Origin of the sequence: Castellaniella sp. (assembly GCF_036379515.1) — a bacterium.
Lineage (GTDB): Bacteria > Pseudomonadota > Gammaproteobacteria > Burkholderiales > Burkholderiaceae_B > Castellaniella.
Genome location: NZ_DASVGN010000038.1, coordinates 56370 through 82011, shown reverse-complemented (window position 1 = coordinate 82011; position 25642 = coordinate 56370). Strand labels below are relative to the sequence as shown.

The following is a 25642-nucleotide window of genomic DNA, read 5'->3' as shown; positions in this document are numbered from 1 at the left end:
GGCTCCGGCAGGCTGCGATCAGGTGTAATCGCGATACTTTTCGAGCAGACGAACTGGCTTGGCCAGCGCATCACGGCGGAAAGGGTCTCCCAGTTCGCGGGTGCACATGATCTCGACCACCGTGGTCTTGTGATCGTTCATCTGTGCATCGATCGCCTTTTTGAGCGCGGGACCTACGTCTTCGAGTCGGTCGACGACGATTCCTTCAGCCCCCATTGCCTTGGCGATGCCGGCAAAGCTCTGGCTTTCCAGCTCGCCCGCCACGAAGCGGCGATTGTAGAAATCGACCTGATTCTTCTTTTCCGCCCCCCATTGGCGATTGTGGAACACGACGGCCGTGACCGGGATATCATGGCGCACGCAGGTCATGATCTCGCTCATGCTCATGCCCCAGGCACCGTCTCCGGCGTAGGAAACAGCTGGGCGATCGGGTGCAGCCACCTTGGCCCCGATGATGGTGGGGAAGGCATAGCCACAATTGCCCCAGCTCATGGCGGCGAAGAAACTGCGGGGCTTTTCAAAGCGCAGATAGCTGTTGGCGATGGAGTTGATGTTGCCAATGTCGGTGGATACCATGACGTCTTCTGGCATAGCTTTTTCGAGCTCGCGCAGGACTTGGCGCGGGTGAAGCCAGCGGCCCGGTTCCTTGCTTTGCTCTTCGATCATGTCGAGGCTGAACGGGTCATGCTCGTGCGTCCACTCGGTCAGTTCTTTTTCCCAGGCTTCCTTTTCGGATTTGATGCGGGCAGCCCGTTCCGCTTTGTTGCCATCGCAAGCGAGCTTCATCGAGGCCAGGCGCTGGCTGAGCGCCTTGGCGGCCGCCTTGGCATCGCCACATACGCCCACTGTGATCTTCTTGACCAGGCCGAGCATCTTGCTGTCGGCATCCACCTGAATGATCTTGGCGTTCTTGGGCCAGTAGTCCAGGCCGTGCTGCGGCAAGGTGCCAAAGGGTCCAAGGCGCGTGCCCAACGCCAGCACGACGTCCGCGTCGGCGATCAGTTTCATCGCGGCCTTTGATCCTTGATAGCCCAGCGGGCCGCACCATAGCGGGTGGCTGGCGGGGAAGGAGTCATTGTGCAGGTAGCTGTTGACCACTGGGGCGCCCAGGCGCTCGGCCAACGCCTTGCACTCTTCGACGGCGTCGCCCATGACCACGCCACCGCCCGAAATGATGACCGGGAACTTGGCCTCTGCCAGCAGCTTCGCTGCCGCGTCCAGGCTGTGTTCACCGCCAGCTCCACGTTCCAGCACCTGCGGATGCGGGATTTCGCACTTGATCTTGCCGTAGAAGTAATCGCGCGGAATGTTCAGCTGCGTGGGACCCATTTCGGCGTGAGCACGGTCAAAGCACCGCTGCGTGTATTCGGCCATGCGCGCCGGATGAGTGACGTGCCCCTGATACTTGGTGAATTCCTGGAACATGGGCAGTTGATTGGCTTCCTGGAAGCCGCCCAGCCCTATCCCGTTCGTCCCGGCCTGAGGCGTGACGATGACAACCGGCGTATGGGCCCAGTAGGCGGCGGCGATGGCCGTCACGCAGTTGCTGATGCCTGGGCCGTTCTGCCCGATCACCATCCCGGTGCGACCACTGACGCGAGCGTAGCCGTCGGCCATGTGCGCAGCGCCTTGTTCATGCACGACGGGAATGAGCTTGATGCCGGCGGGCGCAAAGATATCCATTGCATCCATGAAGGCCGAGCCCATGATGCCGAACATTTCTTTGACGCCATTGGCGACCAGTGTTTCGACGAAAGCTTCGGACGGCGTCATCTCCTGGACGCCCTGCACGACTTGGCGAGAATCGACTGCCATGGTGTGTCTCCTGAGGGGTGCGGCACGGAGTCCGCGTATTTAGTAATTTCAAATATCGAGATGAATCATTTCGATATCGCGTAGTTGAGATTCTACCCAGGGTTTTGATGTTGTCAACTAGAATTTCTGAAACTGGAACCAATCGTCTCGTATGAATAGATCCTGTGATTGGGCCAGAAGGCCGATCTGGCGCAAGCGAAACCTGGCGACTGGCCCTAGACCCTTCACGGCGGTTCTCCTACCTTAGAGACATTCGCGAAGCAGAGATCATTCGCTTCGTCACCTTGGAACTCGACAGGAGACTCTTTCATGAATCAGGAGCAGTTGCTCGCCACACTGGAGGCCTTCGGAGCGGCCTGGAACCGTCACGACATCGATGCGCTCATGTCGGCGATGCACGAAGACTGCATTTTCGAGGGTGTGGCGGGTGCCGAGGTCTATGGAACTCGCCATCAGGGGCTCGTGGCCGTGCGCAAGGCTTTCGAGTCGGCCTGGCAGACGATCCCCGACGCAGCATGGCGCAATGCGCGCTGCTGGGTGTCCGGGGACCGGGGCGTCATGGAGTCGACTTTCACCGGGACGGCGGCCGATGGCTCACGCATCGAGGCCAACATGGTCGACCTCCTGGTCTTCAAGGACGGCAAGATCGTGCTCAAGAATGCGTTCCGCAAACAACGTCCTCATTTGCCTGCACAAGCCTGAACTGCTCGCGCTGGGCCTTATCTGTCTACAGGAGAAGACAACATGGCTACTATGACCTCATCTGCGGCGAACGGAGCACAGGCGGATTCCACCACCATGCCTCGTCGTTCCAATCCCTATGACCCTTGCTACGACCCGCTGGTTTCGCCTTCGGGCTGCGGCCAGAAATATGCGCCTACCTATTGGGTTGGCACCGCAGGTGACCCTCCGCCAGACGACGGCCCCGTCACGCAGGACATGGATGCCGACGTCGTGGTGGTTGGCTCCGGCTTCACGGGGCTGGTCACGGCCTTGAATCTGGCCGAAGAACACGGTGTAGTCCCCATCATTCTCGAGGCCAACCAAGAGTCTTGGGGCTGCACCAGCCGTAACGGCGGACAAGGGCAAAACGCCTCCGGGCGCCTGTATCGCACGCAGTGGATCGAACGCTGGGGCCTGGAAACCGCCAAACGGCTGGATCGTGAAATCCACGACGGCTTTGAATACTGGAAGAGCATGGTGGCGCGCTTTCCCTGCGACGCACAGCCGGGTGGGCACATTTACACGGCGCACCGCCAGAAGAAGATGGCCTTTCTGGAGACGCAATGCCGTGTCATGCACGACGTGTTCGGGTACGACACCAAGATGCTGACACGCGAAGAGCTCTGGGAGCGCTACGCTGAAGACCACGAGGCCGTGGGTGCGCTGCACGAGCCAGACGGCGTGGGCATTCACCCGCTCAAACTGGCCTTCCAGTACATCCGTCGCCTGCGTGAGCTGGGTGTAAAGATCTACACGGCAAGCCCGGTTCTTGGGTGGGAGACCGTGGGCAGCGTGCATCACCTGCGCACGCCGGGCGGAATCGTCCGGGCTCGCCGGGTCGCGGTGGCCACTGGTGGCTACACGCCACAAGGCCTGCATCCGCTTCTGACCAACAAGATCATGCCGATTTTGTCGAACTCCATGGTGACGCGCCCACTCACCAAAGAAGAGCAGGCAGCGGCAGGGCTGAAGTCCACCACTTTCTTTACGGACACCCGTACCTTGCGGTTTTATTACCGCATGATGCCAGATGGCTCCATGCAGATTGGTAGCCGTAGTTCCATCAAGGGTGCAGATGCCGAAAACCCCAAGCACCTGGATTTGCTCAAGTTGGGCCTGGCGCGCAAGTTTCCGGCATTGAAAGACATCCCGATCAAGTATTCGTGGTGGGGGTGGGTCGATGTGAGCCATGACATGATGCCGCACATCACGCAGCCTGATCCCAACCAGCAGATCTACTACGCCATCGGGTACGGTGGCAACGGAGTCTCGTTCTCTGCGCAGGCAGGGCGTCGCCTGGCAGAGCGCATCGTGGGCAAGCCGGGTAAACAATGGGATCTTCCCATCTATAACTCGCCACTGAACGGGCATCCGTTTGCCCCGTTCCGTCGCTTGGGTCAATCCATGTTCTACAAGTATTACTACCTGCGCGACGAAATTTTTTAAGCGGCGTTTCGGCCGGCAGAAGAGGGACCATCGAATTGATGGTCCTTTTTTTTAGTGGCGTCCGGCCGCTGGTCGTGCACACGACCAGCGTGTATGGGGTGCTTCGCTTGGGCCTCATGGTGGAAAGGGCGCGCAACACCTCGCCGGACGTTACGCGAGCCAGGCAGTACCTCGTTGCAACGGCAACCGATCATATTTTTCTGGCCCTATCACCAGCTGGTTTTTGGTCCTATGACGCTTGCGTCGTTTCCGATAGACTCGTTTCAATCGTCTCGATTACCGAGACAAATATTAATAAAAAACGATGTTTTGGAGACTGCAGTGCCAGAGAGAATCACTCTTGAGAAAACCTTCAAGCCCCACTGGGTCTGGGCTATCGCTTTTGGCTCGGCGATCGGCTGGGGCAGTTTCGTATTGCCCACCGAATGGATGGAAATGGCGGGCCCGCTCGGCGTCATCATTGGCCTTTGGATAGGTGCGTTGGTCCTCAGCCTCGTGGGCATGAGCTGCGGATTTCTGGTCAAAGCCTACCCCATCACCGGTGGGGCATTCACCTACGCGTATCTGGCCTTTGGGCGCAAACACGCTTTTTTCTGCGGTTGGTTTTTGATCCTGGGTTACGCCGCCATTGTTGCCTTGAATGCTTCAGCCTTTGCCCTGATGGTGAAGTTCCTGGTCCCCGAGTTCATGAAGGTGGGCTTTCTGTATAGCGTGGCTGGATGGGACGTCTATCTGATGGAAGTCCTGATCGCCAGCGCCGTCCTGATTCTGTTTGCATGGCTGAACATTCGTGGTGCAGACGCGACGGCTCGCACCCAATTTTATTTTTGTGTCCTCCTGATTGCGGCTGCGACAGGTGTGACGGCCGCCATGGTGGCTTCACCAGCCACGGCCTTTTCCAACATGGTTCCCCTGTACAAGCCTGGCATACCTTCGTGGTCGGCGGTCGCGGCAATCGTGGCCATTTCTCCGTGGGCCTACGTGGGCTTCGATACTGTGCCGCAGGCCGCTGAAGAATTCAGCTTTTCCCCCGGTAAGGCCACCTTTCTGATCATTGCCGCCCTTGCCGTTGCCGCTTCTCACTATTCCATCATGATTCTCGCCACTGCGCTCGCCATGCCCTGGATGAATCTGGTGGGGCGCCATGACCTTTGGGGTACTGGTCAGGCAATATTCGACGTGCTTGGCAGCGTCGGCCTGGCAGCCCTGGTCGTGGCACTGTGCATGGGAATTTTCACCGGGCTGATCGGGTTCTACATCTCGTGCAGCCGGCTGATGTTTGCCATGAGTCGGGCCAAAGCGCTTCCGCCTCTGTTCAGCCGCCTGCACGACAAGCATTGCACGCCCTATGCGAGCATTGTCTTTGTGTGCGCGATCTGCCTGGTCGCACCCTGGTTTGGCCGCTCAGTGCTCCTCTGGGTTGTAGACATGTCGGCGGTCGGTATTTCGATCGCCTTCATTTACTACTGTGCAGTGGCCTATCGTTTGTTCAAATGGCATCCCGCGCAGCAATGCCCTTCCTTCTGCAAGGAAGTCTCGCCCATCAAAAAGCTTGTGGCATTGAGTGGAATGGTCTGCAGCATGGGTTTTCTCGCGCTGTTGCTGGTCCCCGGGTCACCGGGCTTCCTGGAGACCCCTGCCTGGATTGCATTGCTGTGCTGGGCAGGACTGGGGCTCGTGTTCTACGTGCTCCTGGGGCGCGAATATAGCAATACGTCAAAGGCCGAAATGGATCAGCTCATCCTGGGACAGGCGGCAGCCTGAGCGCCGAAACTCCGGCGGGGTGCCTGAAATCAGGCACCCCGTGCGATTGACAGCAGGCTATTCGAAATGCTGCACCACGTGGGCGAGTTCTTGAATGCCGTCCGGGATGTGGATGCTTTCAATCGATGAAAAGCCCAGCCGGATGTGCTGCCGGTCGCGCGACTGTGGGTCATGGTAGAAGACGCGACCAGGCTCTATCACGACGCCGGATTGCAGTGCGGCCCGTGCCAGTCTGTCGGTATCGATGTCTTCGGGGCCCTGGATCCACCAGGACGAGCCACCGTGGATGACGCGGCCATGGAATTCCGGCAAATAGGTGTGCACCGCATCTTGCAGCACCTGTGCACGCTCGGCATAGACCTGTGACAGACGGCGCAGCAGCGCGTGGTAGTGGCCCAATGAGATGAAGAGCGCAAAGGCGCGCTGCAAGTAGGCGGGGGGATGCCGGATCATGAGGCGCCGCAAAGCGCGCAGTTCCACCATGATTTCGCGAGGTGCCACGATGTATCCCAGCCTGAGGCCAGGGGCAAAGCTCTTCGAAAGGCTGCCGATGTAAATGACCCTGCCATGTCTGTCCAGGCTCTTTAATGCCGGCGAAGGATGTCCGTCATAGCGATTTTCGGTTTCGTAGTCGTCTTCGATCAGAATTGCATCCGTGCGGCTCGCAAGTTCCAGAAGGGCGACCCGCCGCTCCATCGAAAGCGTTGCATTCGTGGGGCACTGATGGCTTGGGGTGACGAAAATATAATCGCACTGCTGCAGCAAGGGGGACGGCAGCAAGCCGTCGTCGTCGACAGGTAGTGGCACCAGACGGTCTGTGCGCTGCGCAAACGTATTGCGGGCATCCGGGTAGCCCGGGTCTTCCATGCCCACCACGGTGTGGCCGTGCACCAGCAGGTTGGCCACCAGGTACAGCGCGTGCTGTGCCCCCATGGTCACCATGATTTCGTCTTCTTCAGCCCAAATCCCGCGCCGAGGCAGGATCTGATTGCGGATGGCCTCGACCAGCGCCTGATCGTCGTTGGCGATCAGGTCAGGAGCCCACATGCGGATGTCCAGCACCGAGAGCGCGCGCATGCAGCATTCGCGCCATTCGACGGTCGGAAACTGCTTGGCATCGAATTGTGCGTAAATGAACGGATAGGGCTGGCTCTGCCAATTGGCCGGCTTGATGATGTTGCGCTGAGAAGACGGATGAAACACCAGGCGCTTGGACCAATCCGTGGCGCCGTGTGCGGGTGCAGAAGGCGCTTCTTGAAAAGCGGGTGCATGCTGGGTGTTCAAGCCCTCGGCCACGTAATGGCCACTACGCTCGCGTGATTCCAGATACCCCTCGACCACGAGCTGCTGATAGGCGAAGACTGCCGTATTGCGCGCCACTCCCAAGGCCCTGGCGAGTTCGCGGCTCGATGGGATGGGTGAGCCGGGCGGCAAATGCCCGCTCAGGATGGCGGACACCAGCATCTTGCGAATGCGGCCCTGCAGGCTGAGGTTGTAGTCATCCACCCGTTCGAACAGGGCCGACCATTGAACCGAGCTTGTAGAGCCGCTTTCTGGCATGAACGGGGACCCTTAGATTTTGCCTTTCCAGGGGATCATAACGCGCTCGAGATAGCGCAACAGAAGGTCAAAGCAGAAGGCGAAGAACCCAATCACGATAATGCCCATGATGACGGTATCGCTGGCGAGATATTGGGCGGCATTGAGGACCATGAAGCCCAAACCGCGTGCTGCAGCCACCATTTCAGCTGCCACCAAGGTCGTCCAGCCCACGCCGATACCGATGCGCATCCCGGTGAAGATCTCGGGCATGGCCGCTTTCAGAATCACATGGAAGATGATCTGGGTGCTGCTGGCCCCCATGGCATAGGCGGCATGGATCTGCTCGATCGAAACCGATTTCACGCCCGCTCGTGCTGCAATAGCCATGGGTGCGAAAATCGCCAGAAAGATCAGGAAGACCTTCGGGAACTCGCCGATGCCAAACCAGATGATCACCAGAGGCAGGTAGGCCAACGGGGGCAGTGGTCGGTAGAATTCGATGATGGGGTCAAAGAGGCCTCGAACGACCCGGTTCACCCCCATCAGGATGCCGATGGGCACTGCCGTGACGAGTGCCAGCACGAACGCGCCCATGACGCGCCCCAAGCTGACCAGGGTGTGCTGGGCCAGCGTGGAGTTGGCAACGCCCACCGTGGCCGCCTCTATGAATTTGTCATAGACGGCAAAAGGAGAGGGCAGAAAAATGGGCTTGATCCAACCCATGCCCGTCACGAGGAACCACAGTGCGATGAGTGCGATGGCTGTCATTGCGCTGATGTGGCCGCTGTAGCCGGCGCCAGGGGCGCCGTAGACTTGCCCCGGCTGAGCGGCGCGTGTCTTTCGTTTGTGCGAGATCGCCATGATTTGGCTCCGGTTCAACGATTGAAAAGAGATTCAGGCGATGTTGTGCTCTGGCGAGCCCGCTGCCCGTTCGTCGCCGTAGATGATGTCCAGAACGGTTTCCCGCATCTTGATGAAATCAGGGCTGGATTTGATGGCGCGCGCGTTCGTGCCGCTGAGATAGCGCTGATTGAAATCGAGGTCATAGGTGTTGGTGACACGTCCAGGACGCGGTGACATCACGATCAGTTTTGTGCCCAGAAACAAGGCTTCTTCGACGCTGTGCGTGATGAAGAAGAGCATCTTGTGCGTCTTTTGCCAGACGTCGAGCAAAAGCTCCTGGATCGTTTCACGCGACAGCGCATCCAGAGCGGCCATCGGCTCGTCCATGAGCAGCATGGCAGGGTCGCAGGTCAGTGCGCGCGCAATCCCCACGCGCTGCTGCATCCCGCCGGAAAGTTGGTAGATCATGTGCTTGTGGAAATCCTGCAGGCCCACCAGCTCGAGGTTCCTGGCGGCAATCGGGTGCCGCTTGCTTTTGGGAACGCCTTGAAGCTTGAGACCGAATTCCGTGTTGTCGATCACATTGAGCCAGGGTAATAGCGCGTGCTTCTGAAACACGACCCCTCGATCTGCGCCCGGGCCGTTGACGGGCTTTCCGCCCAGCAGTACTTCGCCTTCGGTGGGGGTCAGGAACCCGGCAATCACACTCAGCAACGTGGTCTTCCCACAGCCCGAGGCTCCCAGTGCAACGACGAAATCTCCGGGCGAGATTTCAAGATTGACGTCTTTCAGGGCCGTGACGGCACCCCCCATCATCTGCGATGGGTAGGTGACGCTGACGTTGCGGACGCTGAGATTGGCCATGGAAGCCATGATGAACTCCTTGTGTGCGGCGAGTCGCGGAGCTGCCTTGGAACAACGCTCCGCGAAAATAGAGGCGGGCCGACGTGGCCCGCTGCATTGCTTTACTTCACGGTCTTCGCAGCTGCATCTGCATAGGATGCCGTCACGAACGGGGTGTAGCTCTTCAAGGGGGCGTTGATCTGGCGTTGCGACTTCAGGAACTTGGCGCTGGCCGTAAACGCCTTGACTGCACCGCTGTTCTCACCCCCGCCAAGCCAGCGGTCAGACTTCTGTTCGTTGGCATCCGGATAGAGCAGCAGGTTCAATGCGCTCACAATGTCCGCAGGTGAGCCGCCGATCATCTTGACGATCCCCTTGATCTCGGGAGAATCGGGGGTGAGTGAAGCCTTGCGAGCATCAAAGCCCTGGTACGACTTGGCCAGGACATCCGTGAAGGCTGCCATGAACTTCGGATTCTTGGCGGCCCAGTCCTTGTCGACCACCAGGCCGTCAAAGGTCGGGACGGTCTGTTTGCCAACGATTTCGGAGTTGGTGATCTCCGTGCCGGTTTTCATGATTTCCGTCAGGGCAGGCGGCCACACATAAGCGGCATCGATGTCACCTCGTGTCCAGGCGGCTACGATCTGGGGCGGCTGCATGTTCAGGATCTGTACGCTGCTTGGCTTGATGTGCCAGATATCGCTCAGAGCCAGCAGCAGGTGAAAGTGCGAGGTGGACACGAAGGGGACACCGACCTTCTTGCCGACCAGGTCCTGCGGCGTCTTGATGCCCGAACCATTGCGTGCGATCAGCGCCTCGGATTTGCCAATGTTGTCCAGGATCCAGAACAGCTCCATGTTGACCCCACGGGTTGTTGCCGCCGTGATGCCCGTCGATCCCAGGACTCCTACCGGGACGTCGCGGGAGGCAAACGCACTTGAGATGTCGCCGGCTGAACTGAACTGGCGCCAATCGACTTCATAGCCTTCTTTCTTAAGGGCCTTGTCAAAGGTGCCATCGGCGATGGCGCTGACGAAAGGGCCCACGATCTGTTGATAGCCAACGACCACCTTGGTGGCAGAAAATGCGCTGCTGCCCAGGCTTACAGCCCCGACAGCAAGGCCCAGCACGGTCAGCTTACGGATGAAGCGAAACGATGGTTTCACGGCAGTCTCCTCGGTAGGTGATGCGCCTGAGGTGGGCCATGAAGTTGGCCCCAGAGCATCATTTGTTCGTCCATGGTGCCTATAGTCATGCCCTTAAACTAGGTCCAGTTATGTTGAAGTTTTAGGGCCAGAAGGGCCAGCTCAGTGGGCCAGGCAGACCCGAGAGGCGCATGAATGCTGGCATTTGATCAAAATTACCCGCATTGGAAGTAAAGCGCCTTAGGGGTAAATGCTGATATCTTGCGAAGTCTGGACCCAGACCAACGGGGAGGAGGCAGGCCGCCCAGCGGCCGTGTGGCTGGACTGGCGCCAAGAATGCCTCAGGGTGCCAGCCGCAGCACAATCGCACCCAGTACCAGAATGCAAGCGCCGACCATTCGGGCGGCGGTCAGCCGCTCGTGCAGGAAGATTCCCGAAATGAGGACGCCAAACAGGATTGAAGTCTCTCGCAGGGCGGCGATGATGGCAATCGGGGCGAGCGTCATTGCCCAGAGCGCCACACCGTACGAAATCACTGTCCCGAAGCCGCCCAGTACTGCCGCCTTCCAGTAGGTACGGACGTGCAGGAACAGGGCTTGTCGATGTTTCGGCATCGCCATGGCAACCATGACCGTGCCCTGTAGCAGAAAGACCCACATCGTATAGCTCGCCGGCGCTTCCGAGAGCCTGGCCCCTGTGCCATCGACCAGCGTATAGCTGGCTATCACCAGCGCATTCAGGAGCGCGAGCTTCAGATTGGAAGGCCTGCTCGATCCGCGGTCAGACGGCCATCCCAGGCATAGAATCCCCGCACAGATCGTGCCGACTCCTGCCATGGCTGCGGGGCTCAGTGCATCCTGAAAGAAAGCGGCCGATGCCAGCGCCACCAGCAAGGGAGCCGTTCCCCGCATGACAGGGTAGCTGACGCTCATGTCGGATTCGCGATAGATCTTGGCGACCAGGCGCATGTAGGTCACTTGCAATACCAATGACGTCGCCAGGCACGGCCAGCTCGCCAAAGCAGGCTGGGTCATCCATGGAAGGCTCAGCACGGCCAGCAGGGTGGCAAAGCCGGTGATCCCTATTGCACTCAAAAGCTTGTCGGGGCTGCCTTTGATGAGCGCGTTCCAGAGGGCATGAAACAACGCGGCCACCAGCACGGAACCATAGATGAAATTCAGGCCGATCGATGCCATGGTGAATTGTGGGGTGGGCTTTTGTGGGTGGCAGGGCGCTACAGGATACCGCAACCCGCTGAGCCCCCACCCGGAATCTCGTCGGGCTCATCCCGGTGGAAGAAGGACTCGCCAACACAGAGCCATCCTGTTCCCGACATATCTATAAATATTATTTATATATGATCTAAAAAGAGTTGAATTTTTTTATTTATTACTTTTTCTTAGAATGAGCGCACGGTTCTTACTCGCGCCAAAGGTGCCTCATGCCTCCTATCTCTGCCATCCCGCATCCACTTCCTTCCGCCGTCGGCTCGCAACGCTCGAAGGCCTCCAAAAGCTCTTCACGCACACCCTCGCGCTGGTATGGTGTCCTTCTGGCGGCGGGGCTGGGCTTGGTGGCCTGGTGGCTTGGCGACCGTTTTCCTCTCATCGGTGGGCCCGTCTTCGGTATTTTGCTGGGGATGGTCTGGCGTAACGTGTTGGGCCTGTCCCCCGTCTTTGGGCCTGGTGTGGTGTTCAGCAGCCGCCAGGTGCTGAAATGGTCCATCATCGGTCTTGGTTTCGGGTTGAGCTTTGGCCAGGTGCTGCACACCGGTGCCTCTTCGCTCGCCGTTACGGCCATCACGCTGACCACCGCATTCGTTTCTGCGTGGCTGCTGGGCCGCTGGATGAAGCTGGGAGGGCACCTGTGCACGCTGATCGGCGTGGGCACCGCCATCTGTGGTGGATCGGCCATTGCCGCCGTGGCCCCCATCATCAAACCGGACGACCACGAAACAGCGCTGTCCATCTCGACCATCTTTCTGTTCAACGTCATCGCGGTCCTGCTGTTTCCCCCTCTGGGGCACTGGATGGGAATGAGTGATCACGGCTTTGGTCTGTGGGCAGGCACTGCAATCAACGACACGTCGTCGGTGGTGGCTGCTGGCTATAGCTACAGCGTCGCAGCAGGTGACATCGCGACCATCGTCAAGCTCACCCGCGCCACGCTGATCATCCCTGTGTGCATCATCATTGCGCTATGGGTAGCCTGGCACAACCAGCATTCGGAGACCAAGGTATCCCTCGCCAAGATCTTCCCGTGGTTCATTCTCTGGTTTCTGGTGGCCTCAGGCATCCGCAGTCTCGACCTGATCCCCAGTGCGCTCATCGGGCCGCTGCATATTGGCTCACAATTCCTGATCGTGATGGCACTGACGGCGATCGGCCTATCCTCAGACTTGCGGCGCATGGCGTTGGCGGGGGCTCGGCCAATCCTGCTCGGGCTGGGTGTCTGGGCGGCGGTTTCATTGAGCAGTCTGGCCGTGCAGCTTGCCATGGGCAGTCTCTAACGCAACAGACTGACATACCCGGTTCCAGTTAAACTGGCGGGCATGAAAAAAACGCTGCGTGGATTCTTGTGGCTGCTGATCATCGGCCTCGCGGCGGTGGCTGTCGCCATCGCCGCGGCGGCGTGGTGGGGCTGGAAGCAGCCCCTGCGTATGCAGGCTCCGGTGGTGGATTATCTGATCGATCCGGGAAGCACACCGCGCCAGATCGCTCAGACGATGAATGCAGCAGGGGTCCACATTTCAACCCGTGGGTTCACCTGGTTGGCGCGGTTGAGCGGGCGTGACAAACTTTTGAAGGCCGGGGCCTACGAGGTGCGCCAGGGAGACACACCCTGGACGGTGCTCGAGCGCATGGCCAACGGCGACATGACGCAGACCCGGCTCACCTTCCCAGAAGGCTGGACCGTCGCGCAAATGCGCGCGGCACTGGACGCCGATCCGGAGGTGCGCCACGATACCCTGGGCATGACTGAGGCAGAGATCGCCCAACGCCTCGGGTTGAGTACGAGTCACCTTGAAGGCCTGTTCTATCCGGACACTTACGTCTTCGGGCCTGGCACTTCGGATCTGGATATCTTGCGTCGCGCTGCACTGGCAGCTCACCAGACCCTCGACAGGCTCTGGGCGCAACGTGACCCCAGCCTGCCGTTTACAGACCCCTACCAGGCCCTGATTCTTGCGTCCATCATTGAGAAGGAAACCGGGAGCGGCGCGGACCGAGCGAAAATCGCTGGGGTATTTATCAACCGCTTGCAGATAGGGATGCCACTGCAAACGGACCCGTCCGTCATCTACGGCTTGGGGGCTGCCTACCAGGGTCGCCTGCGCAAGAAGGACCTTGAACGCGATACCCCCTGGAACACCTACACCCGGCCGGGGCTGCCACCCACCCCAATCGCCAATCCTGGCAAGGCGGCGTTGCTGGCGGCGCTCCATCCTGACCATGACCCTTATTTGTATTTTGTATCGCGAGGCGACGGCACCAGCGAGTTTTCCGTCACGCTCGCCGAGCACAACAAGGCCGTCAATAAGTACATCCTGAACCGGAGCGCCAACCCATGACCACACGTGGCTGCTTCATGACCCTGGAAGGGCTGGACGGTGCTGGAAAAAGTACGCATATCGAATGGATCGCGCACACGCTGCGAGCAGCAGGCGTGGACCTGATATGTTCGCGAGAGCCAGGAGGCACTGCGCTGGGAGAACGCCTGCGTGAAATTCTCCTGCGTGACGCCATGGATCTGCGGGCCGAGACTCTGCTGATGTTCGCCGCACGCAGCGAGCACTGGTATCAGCACATACAACCAGCGCTGGCCCGAGGGCAATGGGTGCTTTGCGATCGCTACACAGATGCGTCGTACGCGTACCAAGGGGGAGGCCGCGGCCTCGGAGCGCCTGCGATCGAAGTGCTCGAAAACTGGGCATTGCAGGGGGTCAAGCCTGATCACACCATCCTGTTCGACATCCCCCTCGAAGTTGCCCGCGCGCGGCTCGAGCGGGGTCGAGAACACGCAGACCGATTCGAGCGCGAGGGTGCCGCCTTCTTTGAACGGACCCGGGCAGCCTATCTGGCACGCGTGGCTGAAGACCCCACCCGGTTTCATGTTGTCGATGCGCGGCAAGCCATTGCAGAGGTGCGGTCTGATCTGGCCTGCTTCCTGCACGAGGTGATGCGTAGCCATGGTATCGCACCGGTGGCGCCATGAACCACGTCTGGCAGTTTTTGCCTTGGCAGCTCGCGCCCGCACGGCAGTGGCTGGACAACCGTACGCGTTTTGCGCATGCGTGGCTCATTCATGGTACGCCGGGTATCGGCCAGCTGGCGTTCGCCTTGGCAGGTGCTGCCAGTCTCCTATGCGAGTCTCCCCGTTCGGGGCTGGCGTGCGGCGAGTGCGAGGCCTGTCGCTGGGTAGCCAACGGTAATCACCCCGATTTGCGGCGGATCCGGCCCGAGGCTCAAGCCATTCAGGAGGGTGATGCTGAACAGGAAGGTAATGGCAAGAAACAGGCCTCTCGCGAGATTCGCGTTGAACAGATCCGGGAGCTGTTGCCATGGTTCAATATGGCGTCACACCGCGGGGGCTGGCGAGTTGCAGTGATTTACCCGGCCGAGGCGCTGAACACGATCTCCGCCAATGCGCTTTTAAAGATACTCGAAGAGCCTCCGGCCCATACGGTGTTCCTGTTGGTCGCCAACGCCCCCGATCGGTTGCTGGCCACGCTGGTTTCACGTTGCAGGCGCCTGCCGCTTCCGATTCCAGCGCTGGATCGGGCGCAGAACTGGCTCAAAGGTCAAGGTGTCGCAGAGGCTGGTGGGTGGCTGGCCGCGGCCGGGGGAGCTCCAGTCCTTGCTCAACAGATGTCCGCAACGGGCACCACCCCCGTCCCTGCCTGGCTGGAGACCTTTCTGAATCAGGCCTCGCAGGGTAGCGGGGCGACAGGGGCGTTGGCCGACGCATTGCTGGTCCAAGAGCCTGCCGTCTGGCTCGATGCCGCGCAGCGCCTGTGGTTCGACCTTGCTCTGGCCGCCCGCGGGCTTCCGCTACGGTATTATCCCGGAAAGGCTGATGCCATCGAGGTTCTGGCGCAGTCTCTGGATTCTCGTGCGCTGGCCGATGGCGCGAGCTGGCTGCTAGAGCAGCGTCGGCTGGCACAGCATCCGCTGAATCCTAAATTTTTGGCGGATTACGCGGCGCAGGTGCTTCTTTCTGCCGTGCGCAAAGTCTGAAACGTGTGCTTGCAACCCGCTTTCATGCCTCTATTTGAGTGACTTCGTCATGTATGTCGATTCGCATTGCCATTTGAACTTGCCAGATCTGGCTGCTCAGCTGCCAGACGTACTCGCTCGTATGCGGGCCGCGGGGGTAGGGCATGCTTTGGTCGTCGCCGTCAACCTGCGCGATTGGCCCGGTTTGATCAGTCTCGTGGAACAATACCCTCACCTGAGGGCGTCGGTTGGGGTGCATCCCGACAACGATCCAGATGACGATGACGGTCGTGAGCCTTCGTTGGACGACCTGCTCAGACGTGCGCAGCACCCCAAGGTCGTGGCCATCGGTGAAACCGGGCTCGACTATTCCCGTCAGGCTGAGCCGCTGGAGTGGCAGCGCGATCGGTTCAGGCTTCATATCCAGGCCTCGTGCGACACGGGCCTGCCGCTCATCGTCCATACGCGTGCCGCCGCTGATGATACGATCCGCATCCTCGGCGAAGGGCATGCCACGCGCGGGGTCATGCACTGCTTCACCGAATCCTGGGAAGTAGCGCAAGCGGCGATGAATCTGGGGTTCTACATTTCGTTTTCCGGCATCGTGACCTTCAAGAGTGCTGCATCACTGCAAGACGTCGCTCGCAAGGTTCCGTTGGATCGGATGCTGATCGAGACTGATTCTCCCTATCTGTCGCCTGTTCCGTATCGGGGCAAGATGAATGATCCTTCGCGAGTGATCCATACTGCCGAAAAGATTGCCGAGTTGCGAGGAGTTCCCGTGGCGACCATCGAACGCGCAACGGCCGACAACTACTTCACGCTGTTCGACAAGGCAGCAGCTTGACGGAGCATCTCTCATGACTACGCGTGTTTCAATTTCAAGGGGCTGCGGCCGTTGGCTGGTCGCAGCATCACTCGGGCTTTCGTTGGGACTGGGCAACCTGGCTTGGGCTCAACAGGCCCCGGGGCCGGACTGGTGGACCGCTATCAGCCAGGATGACGTCTCGACCACCACAGGCTTGCTGCTTCGCAACGTCGACCCCAATGCTTTCAACAAGATGGGGAACCCCGCGCTGATCCAGGCCGCCCGCGATCAATCCTGGAAGGTGTTCGACGTTCTGCGAGTGACACCTGGCGTGAAGATCGACGAGCCCAATGCTCATAACGAGACTGCGCTCATGTATTTGAGCATCGAAGGGCAGACCCAGCGGGCCGAAGCACTCATTGCCGCCGGCGCTCAGGTCAATCGCCTGGGATGGACGCCGCTGCACTATGCGGCATCCAAAGGACGGGTGGAGGTGGCCAAGATGCTGCTGGCCCACCAGGCAATCGTCAACGCTCCAGGCCCCGACGGGACGACGCCCCTCATGATGGCGGCGCTTTCGGGCAACCAGGCGATGGTCGACCTGCTCCTTGCGCACGGTGCCGACCCGACGATGTTCAATTTGGCCCACGAAACCGCTGCAGACTTCGCACGCAAGCGCAAATACACCAACCTGGCACAAAGCCTCGACGATGCGGCCGCTCAACGGCAAGCCGAGCGGCAACTGGGGGTAGATTCGAACGCGCCTGCGAAATTGCCGGACGCCGGAGCGCCGGCATCGACTGCTGCGGGTTCTCAGGGGACCCCCGTCGCGCCGCCTTCAAAGGGCACGGACGACAAGAGCTCGTTTTCCCGTTATTTTGACCTCGAGCAATCCAGCGAGCCCACGCGCTGAGCGCAGGCCTGTTTGACCCGATTGGTTCAAGGTTGCGGCAGGTATTCCGGCTTGAGGATTCCTTGCAGGCGCGGGTAGGCAATGAGTAATTCAGGCTGGCCAGAAGAATAGGGCGCAATCTGATAAGGCTGGTATTTCACAACGACACCGGTGTCAGTGAGCCCGACGTTGTCACTGGTGACGAAAGGCCACATGCGGCTGAAGTTTTCGGGATCTTCGCGGGCGGCGGGACTGGAACTCAGCCACTGATCATGAGCTGCACGAAGGGCAGCGTCGAAGGCGGGCCGGGCGCCTGGCATCAGCAGATCGTTCAGGGTGACCGCTTTCTGGATGTCATTTCGCCAGATGATGAACTCTGACCCTGAAATACCATGAGCCATCCCGGTGCGATACGTGCCGGCTTGCAGCTCCACCACCGTGAGGTGCGCGTTGCGGTACCGAGTGCGGGCATCGAGCTGGATTCTGTCTCTGGCACTTGCCGTTTTCCAGAAGTAGGTGCGCAGCCCGGCTATCGTATCGTAGGGTGGCGAGCGTGAGTCATCGAGCCATGTCATCAGGGCCAGCGCATGGTCCACCAGAGTCGTGAGTTTGGGATGGCCGGGGAATGCCAGAGAATCCACTACCATGGTGGGGCATTCACCCTCGCAGCCCGGTTGTTTTTGAGTCCATCGAACTGGTTGAGTAAACAGCCCGACTTTTTGCGTCTGCGAATTGACCGCATTGGGTACCAGGCTCAGGTCGGCCGTGGGGCCGCTGGCGCAAGCGGCCAATAATGTGGCCGCAGCCGTCACCGCCAGAAGTGTTCGGCACGCAGGGAAAAGAGGCGAAGCGAGAGTCATGGTGGTCCAGGGAACAAAATCGGATGACCGCAGCTGCACCCCCCGAATCGGGGATAATGTAGCGTTTTCAGACGCGGTCACCATGGTGAAAATCTACCACAATCACCGTGGCTGCACCGCGCGCATACGAGGATTACTGAAGTGAAATCACTGGGTGAACGCCACGAGGTTGAAACCTTGTCCGTCTTCATCAGCGGCAAAGTTCATGGCGTCGGGTTCCGGGCGGCGACGGTACGCCAGGCCCATGTTCTCAAGCTCGGTGGCTGGGTGCGCAATTTGCCTGACGGCCGGGTCGAGGCACTGCTTCAAGGCGATCGCAACGCCATCGACCGCATGCTGTCCTGGTTGCTGCGAGGCCCACCGCTGGCGCGCGTCAGTGATGTCACACACGAAGAAGTCACGACGGACCGCCGCTACGAGCGCTTCGAACAGATCTGAGAGACCTGTGGTCAGGCTGACCCCTTGATTCATTCGTCGCGATGCTTGGCCACGACCAGTTCGACGCGCCGGTTGCGCGCCCGGCCTTCGGGGGTACCGTTATCTGCAATAGGGTCCGAATCTGCGAACCCCACGGCCTTGAGATGCGATTTCGCGATGCCATTGGCTTGCAGGTACCGGACGACGCGACTCGCACGCGCGCTGGAGAGCTCCCAGTTCGACGGATAGGCGGCGCCGCTGCGCAACGGCACGGAATCCGTGTGTCCCTCTACCGTAATGTCATAGCCTGCATTGACCAGGACCTGCGCCGTCCGTTTCAATACGGCCAACCCTTCGTCACTCAAATCTGTCTGCCCCGTGCCAAACAGGATCTCGCTGTTGATGCGAAAACTGACCGAGCGTTTGTTGACGACGACTTCGACGTCCTTGCCCAGTTCTCCGAGTGCAAGAGAAGCCGCAACCGTCTCGCCTTCGGTCTGGGCATCGGAGGCAGCAGGTGCCGGAACAGGGGATGAGGATTTCGTCGGCTCGGAGAGCTCTACCGCGGCAGGCTCAGCCGCAGGCGGTAGTGCCGAAGGAGGCGGAGCCGTCGCTTCTGGTGTTGTTGCTGGTGCGGGGGCGGGGAGGGGCAAAGCCTCTTCTGCGGGTGGCAGAGCCTTTTCCGAGGAGGGCAAAGCCTCTTCTGAGGGAGTCGGCGTGAGCACTTCGGGTTCATTGGGCTGCAAGGGCAGCGTTGGGTCAGGGAACGTGCCGGCAAGAGGCGCGAGTGTCGGCACGGCAGGATCCGATTCTTGCGCCGGGGGGTCTGCGGGGGCAGCGGTATGGTGCGCCTCGGTTTCCGGGCCTGGAGTCACAAGGCTTGGCGGGGCCGTGCGCAGGTCGCTGGAAAGGGTTGGACCGTGCGGGGTCTTTGCTGAGGAGGCGGCTTCGGCAGGCTTGTGGAGAGAACCCGACAGGGCCAGCATCATGATCATGGCCACCATCAGTAAAGTGACCATATCCAGATAGGTGATCAGCCACTCTTCGCCCTGTGGTTGCGAGTCCACCGAGCCGAGGCCCCAGCGTACCCCAGGCTCCTGGTTGCGCCGTTCGCGTTGCAAATGACGCCGCGCCTGCTGCAGTTCCGCCTGCAGCGACTGCATGCGTTGGGCGATGGCTTGTGCCGGCTGCAACTCGCCGGGGTAGCGCCTCATAAGCCGACGTGCTCGGTAGTGCGCGAAGTGGCCAACGCAGGCTGTCGGCGCTCGTGAATGTCGTCTTGCACCTCGGCCATGAAGGCTTTCAACGTTTCGCGCATCAGGGCGGGGCTACGTTTCTGACTCATCATGGAAATGCCCTGTGCCAGGGTATTCATGAGGATCAGGCGTTGTTCCGTACGGCGCTCGAGTTTGACGGCCACCGGCTTGAAAACCAGGTTCGCCAGCAGCACCCCGTAAAAAGTGGTCATCAGGGCCAGCGCCATCTCGCGGCCGATGGCGGTCATGTCTCCACTCCCGAGCAGGTACAGAAGATTGACCAGGCCGACCAGCGTTCCTACCATGCCAAAGGCGGGTGCGAATCCAGCCATGACGCGGAACAGCTGCGCTTCGGCGTGTTCCTTGGCCTTGACCCGTGCGATCCGCCACTGCAGCAGATCCATGATGTCCTGCTCAGGCACGTTGTCGATCACGAGTTGCACGCCAGTGCGCAAAAACGGGTTCGAGACTTTTTCGAGTGACTTTTCTACGGCGCGGACGTCGCTTTGCATCCAGACACGGGCCACGGTGCTCAGATCTTCCAGATCCTGATCGATGGGCAGATATTCACTATGCAGCACAGTGCGCAGGAGGCCAAAGATGCGCATGACTTCGCGCAAAGGATAGGCGATGAATGTCGCGGCCGCCGTGCCCAGCAGAACGATGCCCAGCCCAGGGAGATCGATGAACAGTCGTGGGCTGGTCGCCGAAAGGAAAAGCACGACGGCAAGCAGCACGATGCTTGCGAGGATTCCAATGAGCGTGGATGGGTTGATGCGGACGGCCATGGAACGAAGACGAAGTCGGGCGGGAAGAACCTATCTTACGGGCGCTCCGAAAGTTTCGATCGGGGGAACAGAGGGGTATTTAGCCATCTGCCACATTTGGCGCTGGTACTTGGGCCAATGAAATATGGGGCAATAAAATACGCATAATGCATATTATGTAAAGTTTAAGATTGAGCCCAAGGTGCGAATGACAAGAACGAGCCAGCGAGTCGTGAACCCCGCCCCTGTCAGCATCTATCGAGGGCTCAGGTGAAGAAGGCCCAAACGGTGAACATGCCGAAGCGTGATCAGCCACGACAACGCGCCGCGTGAGCCTTGGAGAATCTACTTTTTGGCGGCCGGCAGATCCAGATGAACTGTGATCGCCAGGCGATTCCATACGTTGATGGCGGAGATTCCCATCAGCAGCTGGACCAGTTCCTTCTCGCTGAAGGCTTTGTGGGCACGCAGCCAGGTGGCATCCGAGACCCCGTGTTCGCTGATGCGGGTGACTTCTTCAGTCAGTGCCAATGCCGCCTGCTCACGCTCTGAGTACAAGGCGGGGGCTTCGTGCCAGCCGCTCAGCACATCCAGTTTGCGCTGATCCACCCCTGCCTTGCGGCACTCATCGCCATGCATGTCCAGGCAGTAGGCGCAGCCGTTGATTTGTGAGGCGCGAAATTTCACCAATCCGATCAAGGCCTCGCCCAAAGACCCGGAATGCACGTATTTTTCCAGGGCCATCATGGGCTTGTAGGCTTCCGGGTCTACCGCATGGATATCCAGCCGCTGCGAAATCGACATTGTTCAACTCCTTGTTCAACTTCATTGGATGATGCTTCAGTATAGGTCGCCTGCGGCGGCTCAAGACCCGATTCTCGACCTGACTACCGTGCCATTCCGGTCCCCTGCCTGGCGACAATGGACGGCATGCGGATGTCCCGCGATATCGATGGAGTCGGACGATGTTGATTCAGTCAGTCAAGGAAAAGGTTCGTTTCGGAAAAGAGCACTTCGAAGCCACCCCGTTAATGAAGAATGAAAAATGTGCCGTCATGGTGATCGGCCTGGAAGCTGGGCAGGCCATCCCGGTCCACCACCCGGGCAGCGATGTGGTGATCACAATCCTCGAGGGGCAAGCGACTCTGGTGTCAGGAGACCAGGATCTTGAGCACGCAGGTCCTGGCGCTCTGCTGCACGCCGCTGCGGGACAAGCTCGGGGACTGCGTGCCGATCAGCGCACGATTGCGTTGGCGGTTGCCTGCCCTCCTCCTTCGGGCGATGATCACCGCGAGGTCGCTGAGCATTTTGCCAAGGGCACCTGGCGTTGAGGCGCACTGCGCGCCGGAGGCACTGTGTGCCGATGAAACGCAAAGCCCCATCGATCGGATGGGGCTTTGTACTGCGTTCGTAGCGAACGAATGGAGCCTTATGAGAATAGATATTCGCCGGGCAGGCCCTTGCTCTTGCGCGGAGCGCTCAGCAGACTTGCGATTTTAGCCATCGCGTAACACGTGGCTTTGCGCAGAGCGCCTGCCAGATCGTATCCTTCCTGATCCCAGAGTTCTTCCTCCATGAGCCGGCGCTCAAGCTCATCGGTCAGGCGGGTGTCGGCTGAAAGATATTCAAATTTTTTCATGGCATTCCTCTTGCGTGAAAAGAGCGTTTCGCTCTGCTTGTAATTATAGGGTAAACCCTAGTTGCGCTGCAAGAGATATTGCTTCTTAAGTACAACAGGTGATGATCGCGGTCTCTTTCTCGGTATGACGCGCTTGCCTGCAACTTCTACGCTTGCGCTTGTTCCAGCTCGGGCCTGCGGCCTATCATGGAATCAACGGATAAGGGAGTTTTTCACCATGATCAATGGTCATGAGCTGCCTGATTGGGATGTCCGGGCCTGGCTCAACACTGACAATCCACTGACGCTGCAGGATCTACGAGGTCGCGTGGTGGTCGTGCACGCGTTTCAGATGCTATGCCCGGGTTGTGTGTCGCACGGAATCCCGCAAGCAAAGGCCATTCAGCAGGCGTTTCCACCAAGTCGCGTGCAGGTGATCGGCCTGCATACCGTGTTTGAGCACCACGAATCCATGAATGAGACGGCGCTCAAGGCGTTTTTGTATGAATACAGGATCCGGTTCCCGGTGGGAATCGACCGCCCTGACCCGCGAGGCAACCCACTTCCCTTGACCATGCAGGCCTGGCATCTCGAAGGGACCCCGACACTCATCATTCTGGACGCCCAGGGACACGTGCGTTTGCAGCACTTCGGGCAACTTGACGATTTGCGGGCCGGCGCGGTGATTGGTCAACTTGTGGCCGAGGCTGACGCCAGCTTTACAACCAGTGGTACCTGAAGTCAGCAGCTACTTCTTCAAAGGATCTTCGGACGCTTGCGAAGCGGCAGGTGGCTTTGCCATGAATGCGCTCAGGAGGTCGATGGGGAGGGGAAAGACCAGCGTGGAAGATTTGTCGCCCGCCACCTGACTCAGGGTCTCAAGGTAGCGCAATTGCATGGATGATGGCTCGAGTGACAGCGTATGCGCGGCGTCTGCCAGCGCCTGTGCAGCCTGACGCTCACCTTCGGCATGGATGACCTTGGCGCGACGTTCACGCTCGGCTTCAGCCTGCTGAGCCATGGCTCGGATCATGGTCTCGTTCAGGCCTATGTCCTTGATTTCAACGTTGGTGACCTTGATGCCCCAGCCATCGGTCTGCGCATCCAGAATGGTCTGCACGTCCTGGTTCAGCTTCTCGCGTTCAGTCAGCATTTCGTCGAGTTCATGCTTGCCCAATACTGCCCGCAAAGTGGTCTGCGCAAGTTGGCTGGTGGCTTCGAGGTAATGTTCGACCTGGATGATCGCCTTGCCAGGGTCAACAACGCGGAAATACACCACGGCATTGACCTGCACCGAGACGTTGTCGCGCGATATCACGTCTTGCGGCGGGATATCGAGCGTGATGACCCGCATGTCCACCCGCAGAATCTGCTGCAGAAAGGGAATCACGATGATGAGCCCAGGCCCCTTCGCGCCAGCGAAGCGCCCGAGCGTGAAAACGACCGCACGCTCATATTCGCGCAGCACGTGAAACAACCTGAACAGCAAAATGAGGAGGAATATCAGGACGATGAAGCTCACCCCTGATCCCAGGTCCAGAAACATCATGAGGATTCTCCTTGTGTTTCATGCGTTGATACGCTTGGCTGAGCGTCCACCTCGAGCGTCAGTCCATGCACTGCCCGCACTTGAACCGTTTGCCCGACCACCAGCGGCGTGGTCGCGTGAACCTGCCACGCTTCGCCGCGCACCATGGCCCACGCATGACCCCGTTCATCTGACGGCTGCGTGACTTCGCCTGTCATACCTGGAAGTTCTTCGTTGCCGCCGCGGGCCCGGCCGCGATGGGCCTGGATGGCCAAGATGACCCCAAGCAGGATGATCAGGCCCAGCATGACCAGGGCCCAAGTCGATTGCGAGCTGAAATAAACCAGCAACATGGTGGGCCTTTGAACGCTTAGCGTCGGTGACGTGCCGCGTATGCGACGAGTTCGTCGGCCAAGACTACGGCCTGATTATGCTCTGTGTCCTTGGCGCCGTAGACCAGTGTGATCGCCCTGCCCTGGGATTCGGCCAGAACTTCGGCCATGAGAGCCTGTGCCTGTTCGCTCTCGAGTTCGGCCGAGTAGTCACGTCGAAAGCCGTCCCAGCGCTCGGGCTGGTGCCCGAACCAGGTCCTCAGCGCGGAGCTGGGGGCCAAGTCCTTGCACCATTTGTCGAACTTGAAGCTTGCCTTCGACAGGCCTCGCGGCCAGAGTCGATCTACGAGCACACGAAAGCCGTCGCTATCGGCGGATGCCTCATACGCGCGCTTGATGTGCACAGACACAGTCATTTTTTTAGCCTTTGCTGGGATGCGTCATGTCCAGAGGGACGATCCATTCATCGTACTGCGCATCTGTGAGGAATCCCAGTATCAGCGCGGCTTCGCGCAATGTCGTGTGCTCGTGATGCGCTTTCTTCGCGATGGCGGCGGCTTTGTCGTAACCAATGTGGCGGTTGAGCGCCGTCACCAGCATCAGGTTCTTTGTCAGATTCTCTTCGATGCGAGGAAGGTTGGGCTCGATTCCGCTGGCACAGTGTTCATCGAACGACAGGCAGGCGTCAGAGAGCAGTTCAATGCTTTCGATTACGTTGTGCACCATGACGGGCTTGAATACATTGAGCTGGAAATTGCCTTGCGAGCCTGCGAACGCAACAGCAGCATCGTTGCCGTAGACCTGTACGCACACCATGGTCATGGCTTCGCATTGTGTAGGGTTGACCTTGCCTGGCATGATCGAAGACCCTGGCTCGTTTTCAGGGATGACGAGCTCGCCAATCCCGCAGCGGGGGCCGCTTGCCAGCCAGCGAACGTCGTTGGCGATTTTCATCAGTGCAGCGGCCAACGTGCGGAGAGCTCCCGACAGGTTTACAAGTGCGTCATGCGCCGACAGCGCAAAGAATTTGTTTTCAGCGCTGCGAAACGGTAGACCGGTGATGTCGGCAATGCGCGCAGAAGCGAGCTCACCGAATCGTGGGTGCGCGTTCAGGCCGGTGCCGACCGCTGTCCCGCCGATGGCGAGGTTGTAGATCCCGGGCAAGGCAGCCTGCACCGAATCCAGCGCAAAGTCCAGTTGCGCCACCCAGCCGCTGATTTCCTGGCCCACCGTGATCGGCGTGGCGTCTTGCAGGTGGGTGCGCCCGGTCTTGACGATCCCTTGGTAGGCCTTGGCTTTGGCGTCCAGCGTTTCGCGCAGGCGACCGACTGCCGGAAAGAAACGGTCCGAAAGCTCGGTCGCTACAGCAATGTGCATGGCCGTCGGGAAGGTATCGTTGGAGGATTGGCCACGGTTGACGTGGTCATTCGGGTGCACCGGTTTCTTGGAGCCCATGACGCCACCGGCCAGTTCGATGGCCCGGTTCGAGATCACCTCGTTGGCGTTCATGTTGGACTGAGTGCCTGAACCGGTCTGGAATACGACCAGAGGGAACTCGCTATTGTGCTTGCCTTCGATCACTTCGTCGGCAGCCCGCACCACGAGCTGTGCAATCTCGGCAGGGAGTTCGCCAAGCTCGGAATTGGCCTGTGCTGCCGCCTTCTTCAGAACGCCCAATGCGCGGATGATAGGCGCGGTCCAGCGAAAACGATCAACCCCAATGGGGAAATTCTGGATCGAACGCTGCGTCTGCGCACCCCAGTAGTGGGAGACGGGCACTTCGATGGCGCCCATGGAATCGGTTTCGGTGCGGCTGTCGGCCATGAA

Annotated in this window: 27 protein-coding genes; 12 read left to right on the top strand and 15 right to left on the bottom strand. The window is 59.6% G+C overall.

The window, feature by feature from the left end; all coding sequences use genetic code 11:
• Nucleotides 1–18: 18 nt before the first annotated feature.
• Nucleotides 19–1815, bottom strand: a complete 1797-nt coding sequence (gene xsc / locus VF285_RS13505) for a sulfoacetaldehyde acetyltransferase (protein ID WP_346953155.1) — start codon at nt 1813–1815, stop codon at nt 19–21.
• A gap of 309 nt (nt 1816–2124) precedes the next feature.
• Here xsc and VF285_RS13500 point away from each other — a divergent pair, with 309 nt between their 5' ends.
• The 3 genes from VF285_RS13500 (at nt 2125) to VF285_RS13490 (ending at nt 5748) form a co-directional block, all read left to right on the top strand.
• On the top strand, nt 2125–2517 hold the full coding sequence (locus VF285_RS13500; protein WP_346953154.1) for a nuclear transport factor 2 family protein: 393 nt from the start codon (nt 2125–2127) through the stop codon (nt 2515–2517).
• A 96-nt stretch (nt 2518–2613) separates the two neighbouring features.
• Complete coding sequence (locus VF285_RS13495) at nt 2614–3984, top strand: FAD-binding oxidoreductase (RefSeq protein WP_346953306.1); 1371 nt, start codon at nt 2614–2616, stop codon at nt 3982–3984.
• 321 nt (nt 3985–4305) lie between these two features.
• Nucleotides 4306–5748 carry an APC family permease gene (locus VF285_RS13490; protein ID WP_346953153.1) on the top strand — a complete coding sequence of 481 codons (1443 nt, stop codon included), beginning with the start codon at nt 4306–4308 and terminating at the stop codon, nt 5746–5748.
• A 57-nt stretch (nt 5749–5805) separates the two neighbouring features.
• On the opposite strand, the gene VF285_RS13485 is transcribed toward VF285_RS13490, so the two are convergent.
• The 5 genes from VF285_RS13485 to VF285_RS13465 form a co-directional block, all read right to left on the bottom strand.
• Nucleotides 5806–7308, bottom strand: coding sequence for a PLP-dependent aminotransferase family protein (locus VF285_RS13485; protein WP_346953152.1), 1503 nt, complete (start codon nt 7306–7308; stop codon nt 5806–5808).
• A 12-nt stretch (nt 7309–7320) separates the two neighbouring features.
• Nucleotides 7321–8151 carry an ABC transporter permease subunit gene (locus tag VF285_RS13480; protein WP_346953151.1) on the bottom strand — a complete coding sequence of 277 codons (831 nt, stop codon included), beginning with the start codon at nt 8149–8151 and terminating at the stop codon, nt 7321–7323.
• 33 nt (nt 8152–8184) lie between these two features.
• Nucleotides 8185–8997, bottom strand: a complete 813-nt coding sequence (locus VF285_RS13475; RefSeq protein WP_346953305.1) for a taurine ABC transporter ATP-binding protein — start codon at nt 8995–8997, stop codon at nt 8185–8187.
• A gap of 101 nt (nt 8998–9098) precedes the next feature.
• A complete protein-coding gene (gene tauA / locus VF285_RS13470; protein ID WP_346953150.1) occupies nt 9099–10142 on the bottom strand; it encodes a taurine ABC transporter substrate-binding protein in 1044 nt (347 codons plus the stop codon).
• 320 nt (nt 10143–10462) lie between these two features.
• Entirely contained in the window at nt 10463–11317 is an 855-nt protein-coding gene (locus VF285_RS13465; protein ID WP_346953149.1) for a DMT family transporter, read from the bottom strand.
• A gap of 245 nt (nt 11318–11562) precedes the next feature.
• Between VF285_RS13465 and VF285_RS13460 the strand changes: the two genes are divergently transcribed.
• Genes VF285_RS13460 through VF285_RS13435 form a run of 6 tightly spaced genes read left to right on the top strand, consistent with a single transcriptional unit; the run spans nt 11563 to nt 17058 of the window.
• The gene (locus VF285_RS13460; RefSeq protein ID WP_346953148.1) at nt 11563–12630 is read left to right on the top strand and encodes a YeiH family protein; all 1068 of its coding nucleotides are present in this window, start codon (nt 11563–11565) and stop codon (nt 12628–12630) included.
• 42 nt (nt 12631–12672) lie between these two features.
• Nucleotides 12673–13692, top strand: coding sequence for an endolytic transglycosylase MltG (mltG, locus tag VF285_RS13455; protein ID WP_346953147.1), 1020 nt, complete (start codon nt 12673–12675; stop codon nt 13690–13692).
• Nucleotides 13689–14336, top strand: a complete 648-nt coding sequence (gene tmk / locus VF285_RS13450; RefSeq protein ID WP_346953146.1) for a dTMP kinase — start codon at nt 13689–13691, stop codon at nt 14334–14336. The genes mltG and tmk overlap by 4 nt, the downstream gene beginning before the upstream one ends.
• Complete coding sequence (gene holB, locus VF285_RS13445; RefSeq protein ID WP_346953145.1) at nt 14333–15358, top strand: DNA polymerase III subunit delta'; 1026 nt, start codon at nt 14333–14335, stop codon at nt 15356–15358. Before tmk ends, holB begins: the two co-directional genes overlap by 4 nt.
• Nucleotides 15359–15407: 49 nt before the next feature.
• Nucleotides 15408–16184, top strand: coding sequence for a TatD family hydrolase (locus tag VF285_RS13440; protein WP_346953144.1), 777 nt, complete (start codon nt 15408–15410; stop codon nt 16182–16184).
• 13 nt (nt 16185–16197) lie between these two features.
• The gene (locus VF285_RS13435) at nt 16198–17058 is read left to right on the top strand and encodes an ankyrin repeat domain-containing protein (RefSeq protein WP_346953143.1); all 861 of its coding nucleotides are present in this window, start codon (nt 16198–16200) and stop codon (nt 17056–17058) included.
• A 26-nt stretch (nt 17059–17084) separates the two neighbouring features.
• Here the strand turns inward: VF285_RS13435 and VF285_RS13430 are convergent, their stop codons facing one another.
• A complete protein-coding gene (locus VF285_RS13430; protein WP_346953142.1) occupies nt 17085–17897 on the bottom strand; it encodes an RsiV family protein in 813 nt (270 codons plus the stop codon).
• A gap of 141 nt (nt 17898–18038) precedes the next feature.
• On the opposite strand from VF285_RS13430, the gene VF285_RS13425 reads away from it, so the two are divergent.
• Nucleotides 18039–18335, top strand: a complete 297-nt coding sequence (locus VF285_RS13425; RefSeq protein WP_346953141.1) for an acylphosphatase — start codon at nt 18039–18041, stop codon at nt 18333–18335.
• A 29-nt stretch (nt 18336–18364) separates the two neighbouring features.
• Here VF285_RS13425 and VF285_RS13420 read toward each other — a convergent pair whose 3' ends face one another.
• From VF285_RS13420 to VF285_RS13410, 3 genes are all read right to left on the bottom strand, one after another.
• Nucleotides 18365–19528 carry an OmpA family protein gene (locus VF285_RS13420; RefSeq protein WP_346953140.1) on the bottom strand — a complete coding sequence of 388 codons (1164 nt, stop codon included), beginning with the start codon at nt 19526–19528 and terminating at the stop codon, nt 18365–18367.
• Complete coding sequence (locus VF285_RS13415) at nt 19525–20358, bottom strand: motility protein A (protein ID WP_346953139.1); 834 nt, start codon at nt 20356–20358, stop codon at nt 19525–19527. Before VF285_RS13415 ends, VF285_RS13420 begins: the two co-directional genes overlap by 4 nt.
• A gap of 324 nt (nt 20359–20682) precedes the next feature.
• Nucleotides 20683–21141 (bottom strand): carboxymuconolactone decarboxylase family protein, encoded by a 459-nt coding sequence (locus VF285_RS13410; protein WP_346953138.1) that lies wholly within the window; start codon nt 21139–21141, stop codon nt 20683–20685.
• Nucleotides 21142–21302: 161 nt separating this feature from the next.
• Here VF285_RS13410 and VF285_RS13405 point away from each other — a divergent pair, with 161 nt between their 5' ends.
• Nucleotides 21303–21668, top strand: a complete 366-nt coding sequence (locus tag VF285_RS13405) for a hypothetical protein (protein WP_346953137.1) — start codon at nt 21303–21305, stop codon at nt 21666–21668.
• 98 nt (nt 21669–21766) lie between these two features.
• Here the strand turns inward: VF285_RS13405 and VF285_RS13400 are convergent, their stop codons facing one another.
• The gene (locus tag VF285_RS13400) at nt 21767–21976 is read right to left on the bottom strand and encodes a hypothetical protein (protein WP_346953136.1); all 210 of its coding nucleotides are present in this window, start codon (nt 21974–21976) and stop codon (nt 21767–21769) included.
• Between the two features lie 217 nt (nt 21977–22193).
• Here VF285_RS13400 and VF285_RS13395 point away from each other — a divergent pair, with 217 nt between their 5' ends.
• Nucleotides 22194–22694: a redoxin domain-containing protein gene (locus VF285_RS13395; protein ID WP_346953135.1), complete on the top strand. Its 501-nt coding sequence runs from the start codon at nt 22194–22196 to the stop codon at nt 22692–22694.
• Between the two features lie 9 nt (nt 22695–22703).
• Here the strand turns inward: VF285_RS13395 and VF285_RS13390 are convergent, their stop codons facing one another.
• The 4 genes from VF285_RS13390 to fumC are packed head-to-tail and all read right to left on the bottom strand — an operon-like array spanning nt 22704 to nt 25639.
• Entirely contained in the window at nt 22704–23489 is a 786-nt protein-coding gene (locus VF285_RS13390) for a slipin family protein (protein ID WP_346953304.1), read from the bottom strand.
• A gap of 11 nt (nt 23490–23500) precedes the next feature.
• On the bottom strand, nt 23501–23836 hold the full coding sequence (locus VF285_RS13385) for an NfeD family protein (RefSeq protein WP_346953134.1): 336 nt from the start codon (nt 23834–23836) through the stop codon (nt 23501–23503).
• A 17-nt stretch (nt 23837–23853) separates the two neighbouring features.
• A complete protein-coding gene (locus VF285_RS13380) occupies nt 23854–24231 on the bottom strand; it encodes a DUF488 domain-containing protein (RefSeq protein WP_346953133.1) in 378 nt (125 codons plus the stop codon).
• A gap of 4 nt (nt 24232–24235) precedes the next feature.
• Nucleotides 24236–25639 carry a class II fumarate hydratase gene (fumC, locus tag VF285_RS13375; protein WP_346953132.1) on the bottom strand — a complete coding sequence of 468 codons (1404 nt, stop codon included), beginning with the start codon at nt 25637–25639 and terminating at the stop codon, nt 24236–24238.
• Nucleotides 25640–25642 lie beyond the last annotated feature (3 nt).